Annotated in this window: 3 protein-coding genes; 1 reads left to right on the plus strand and 2 read right to left on the minus strand. The window is 57.2% G+C overall.

The genetic code is table 11. The features are described from left to right. The coding region (locus ABX749_RS21475; RefSeq protein ID WP_372897785.1) for a hypothetical protein at nt 1-205 on the minus strand (205 nt) is incomplete at its 3' end. 82 nt (nt 206-287) lie between these two features. Continuing rightward, nucleotides 288-605: a hypothetical protein gene (locus tag ABX749_RS21480; protein ID WP_372897786.1), complete on the minus strand. Its 318-nt coding sequence runs from the start codon at nt 603-605 to the stop codon at nt 288-290. Here ABX749_RS21480 and ABX749_RS21485 point away from each other — a divergent pair. Next, on the plus strand, nt 594-4,979 hold a 4,386-nt coding region (locus ABX749_RS21485), incomplete at its 3' end, for a hypothetical protein (protein WP_372897787.1). The genes ABX749_RS21480 and ABX749_RS21485 overlap by 12 nt on opposite strands.

Below are 4,979 nucleotides of genomic sequence, written 5' to 3' on the forward strand. Positions count from 1 at the left end.
CCGACTCGGGCAGGTTGCTCTTTAACTCTACGAGCGATGGCATCCAATCAGCCATCGAGGCCCTCGCACCCGACTTCGTTGTCACGGTAACCGAGCAATCGACGTCACCGAAGAAGTGGGCGGTGACGTTTACGATCAAGTCTGGGAAAGTGGACCAAATTGGCAATGAAGTCGAGTTGAAGTCCGGTGCGATGAATCGGTCCATTGCTGTTCCGAACATTCCGAATGAACTAGACATTGTTGACAACGTTGATGAATGGCGGATCAATACAGTCTTTTCCTCCGCGTCAGTCGGTGCCGGAATTGACCTGCCAACCGAATTGCCAGGCGAAGGATCCATTTTCTTTGTACCCAATGATGTTGCGTTCACGATCAATCCACTCGACTTCAGCGATTCCCCTTATAAGGGGAGAAACTACGTTGTTAATATTGCTGATGGCAGCAATCTCTATTTCAACAAGTGGGAAAGTGAGAAAGTATGGCTCGGCACGCATACCGCCGGAGTACAGAAGGTCTACTTCTATTCGGAGGCGTTGACACAGGCGCAGCGAGATGCTCAATCGACCGAGCCGGTGGTAGCGGGTGGCGCTCTTTTGAAGCTTCAACTTACAGGTTTAACGGCAGCGATCGACCGCAGTCAATTCGGCTGGACAAAAGAGAATCCCAATCAAATCCCAGCTGTCGGCGGCGAGGCATCAGGCGATAGTCTGGATGACCCTTCGGTACCTGCGGCCGCCCCGCCTGTTTCCGATCAAGTCACGTTGCTCGATGGGTTGTCGCAGTTTGCGACCTGGACCGAGAATCTTGGCACTGCGATCGGCGCTGAGATCGAGGATGTGATCCCGCTGCCGTTTATTTCGACGGGCCTGCAAAGTCTGTGGGCGTCAACCGGGATCGGAACGACCGTCAGCAACACGATTCGTCAACACGTCGAGAACGTGTTTGCTTCCCCGAATGACATTTCCTACGTTGATTTCTTGTCGGTCGATTCCGCCTTGCAAGACGTCCTCCATGTCAACCTCGCACCGTCGAATATGTTGACGGAGTTCGAAGCCAACGTCGAACTGACGAGCACTGGAATTTGCTTCGGCGGTACGGCCCCGAGTTGTACCGACATCAATCTGGACTTCCTGAAAGATCTCGGCCTTGATCTTACGAGCTTCGTGTCGCTGGACATGCCGACGCAGCTGGATCTGGAAGCCGCGATCGATCTGCGATTCGGATTCGGAATCGATCCGCTCAGTGATGAGTTTTATGTCGAAGACCCGACGCTGGTCGCCCGTCTGACCGTTGACCATGACGAACCGCTGAATGTGTCGATGATGGTCGGTCCGAAGGCTCCACCACCCAACGACGACCAAGTCGTCGGAGGAATTGGCGTCGGCATTGATGACGGCACGATCTTCTTTCAAGCCGGCATGGTGCTCCCGACCGAAGGCAGATTCGGCGTCGCCGATCTGGCCGGTGGTCTCTCGATCGGGTCGCCTCGCTTCGATCCCCAAAGCAGCTACAAGATCGACCTTCCCTTCAAATTACAAGGCGCCTTGGCCGGTCTGATCGATGAAGTTGGCAATATCAACGGATCGCTGAATTACGCCGAACCGGGGCAGCTTCGCAATCCGGCACTGGCCGTCGAAAATCTGTCCGCGGTTCAATTCTTTCAGATGATCCCGGACACCCTAAACTTTGAGGGACCGAATTTTGACGCGCTCGAAAATCTGACGAAAATTTCGCTCGACCAAGCGCTTGTGGGCATCGAAGACATTCTCCGCGGCGCCATAGCGAGTGACGGGATCGCATATCAACCGCTACCCTTCATCAATCAGAGCGCCGTTGATCTTCTCGGCGAAGGTGCGGTCAACGTGGTCGACGCCATTGCCAACGGCATTCAGACCGTTCGCGGCGAACTATCCGATATCAACCGCTTTGAAATTGACCTGAACCAGGCCATCAACAGCACACTCAAGCTGGGTTTGAACATCGGCGGGGAAGAAGTTGACGTGGCGTATGACAACATCGTCGCACTGTCGACGAGCTTGACCGCGCAGTCCACCGACGATGATTTGGCGATCGCCCTGGCGGTCAAGAATCACCGTACCGGCTTTGACAGTCTGATTCTCGATCGCGAGGTGGTCGCGGCTAGTGATCGACTTGCCACCGAAGGATTGACGGGGGATTCGACCGACGAACAGATCGCGACCGTGCTTGCCGATCCGACGTTGCTGCCGTCCACGATTACGCTTCGTGATCTCGTCGCCTCCGACCCCGTCTTTTCCGACGCCTGGAATGCGCTCGGCCAGTTCGGGTTTGACGGGTCGACGACCGACGCCGTAATCGACAGCCTATTCGACGCCACGGAAATCATTGATCTCGCGATCGAAAACCGCGACGTCTTGCTGGACGTCGCGGCAACCGACGAAGAAAAACAATTCGCGCGGATCCTGTTTGCTCGAATCGGTGTCGCTCCCGACGCGACCGATACGGAGATCAATGACACCTTCGCCCGCGCGGCCGAGGTCGCGCAGGTCAAAGCCGACCGTGACATCGTTTCAGGCTCTTCTCTGGTCCTCCAAGACGCGGCCGCCCAGTTGCGCAGCCTCGGGCTCAACGGTGATTCGACCGACCTGGGTGTCGCCACCGCATTGGTTGGTGTCGAAGTGGTGGAACTTTGGAAAGCCGACCGTGATTTCGTGGCGAGCTTCGTAAGTGGCTACGCTGAGGCGAATCCGGGCACGACGCTGACGACGGCGGAGACCATTGCGTTGTCGCGCACCCATCTGCAGGCCAGGATGCCGTACCCGGCGACGACGATGCTATCCGGAGATTCTACCGATGCGGAAGTGGCTCGATCGCTGGTCGATCCGGCCATCTTTGATGCTCGCATCGCCGATCGCGATATCCTGGCTCGGTACGACGCCAACAAGAGCATCGATCTGGAATACGGCGAATCGGTGCTGGACTTTGATTTCAGCATGGCCAAGGCGTTTGGCGGGAACTATGACTTGGCATTCGATTTGGAAGATCTGCCGGGACTCGGAGATGTGCTGACCGGTGACGAAGGCATCGGTCTGGATCTGGATACCGACGGCCGCGTGTTCGTCGATGCCGATATCAACTTTGATTTGAACTTCACGTTCGATTTGAGTGAAATCGGCAACCCGAGCTTCGTGATCTACGACGATAGCCAGATCACCTTCAACAAGTTTGTCGTCGAGACCCTGGCACCGATCGATGTGACCGGATCGATCACGCTCAACGGCGATCCCGTGCTGAGCTTGGCGATCATCGATGCGACGGTCAACGCCGATTTGGTCGGCCAGATCTCGCTGACTGAAGACAGCGAAGATCATTTTCATAAAGTCAGTGACTTGGCGGGCGATTCGAGTCTCTGGAATGTCGATCTGGTCGGCAGCGTCAACGCCGACCTGCCGTTCTACTTCCCAACCGCATCCTTTCCGCTAGGCGGCAGCGCATCAGACCTCGATTCCGACGGCATCCCCGACAATGTACTGCACGTCGACGGCACCTTCACCGGGCCGAACGATTACGACCTGAACTTCACCACGCCGCGGCTGAACTTTGCCAAACTGTTCGACATCTTCGCACTGCTGAACGATCCCCGCGCGATCATCGACGGGCTGGACGCGTTCTTTGATGCCACCGAAACGGGAATTCGCGAGTACTTGCAGCCGCTGGAATTGCCGCTGATCGGTGACGCGCTCCAGGACGCGCCAGCCTTCTTAACTGACCTGAAGACGGATCTGCTCGGCGACGCCAGCGCGGTCAGCTTTACAGTCGGCGGTGTCGACGTCGGTGAGGACACGATCACGGTCAGCGGCGGCACGCTCGCCGATGGCGACATCGTCGTTTACATGCACGAGGGTGATGCCGGCACGGAAATTCTGGGCCTGGTTCACAACACGCCCTACTTCGTCACCGTTATCTCTGCCGACACGATCAAGCTGTCACTGGACGATCCAACGCTGCCACGGCCGCCCGAATCGCCGCTGGAGTTCATCGACCTGACCAGCCAGGGAACAGGCACCCACACACTGGACCAACCCTCGGGGATCCTGGGGCGACTGTATGACGGCGTGGCGCGCAACCAATCAACCGTCGACCTGCTGCGTGAAGAAATCTTTAACGCGTTCTGTAACGGGACCGGTGAATGTCTGCTCAAAACTCCCGTCTACGACGCCGGCGGGGATTTCATCGGCGTCACGCCGGTGACCGGTGCGGACGACATTCAATTGGTCTTCGATGACGATTTCATTCAGTTCAACCTGCTGCTGGGCGGCGACATTTTTAACGAAGCGGTCGACCTGGATTTCGAGGGCGCGATTCCCGGTCTCGGTTTGGGATTTGAGTCGGACGCCAAGATCCGCGCCAAGCTGGATTATCTGCTGTCGTTCGGATTCGGATTCAGCAAGTCCGATGGGATGTACCTCGATACCAGCGGCGTGACGCCGACGGGCGAAGAGTTTTCACTGGGATTGGAAGTGACGTTGACCGATGATGTAACCAACCCGGCGTCGGTCGCCGCGACGCTGGGGTTCATCAAACTGCAACTGACCGACGTCGTGCCGAAAATCATGGTTGACGGCGTGCTGGTCGACAATCCCGACGACGACGGAAAAAAAACGGGGCTGTTCGGATCCTTCGACATCGACCTGATCGACAAGGGCAACGACGGTCGGATGACGCTGATCGGACCCGGAGGTTTCGAAGGGATGGACGTCGAAGTCCGATTGACGGCCGAAGCGGATTTGGACGTCTACGCGTCGCTGGAGCTGGGGGCCGGTGCCCAATTCCCGGACCTTTCGACCACGATTCACTACGACCAAACCTTTGCCCAGGCCAAGTTGAGTACCGCAAGTGGTGCGACAGCAACGTTCGGCGGGTCGCCGCGGTTTGTGTTGGAGAATGTGTCGCTGGACTTGGGCACGTTCATCAGTGACTTTGCCGGGCCGGTGTTGGAC

Source organism: Stieleria sp., assembly GCF_041595215.1.
In the GTDB taxonomy this organism is placed as follows: domain Bacteria; phylum Planctomycetota; class Planctomycetia; order Pirellulales; family Pirellulaceae; genus Stieleria; species Stieleria magnilauensis.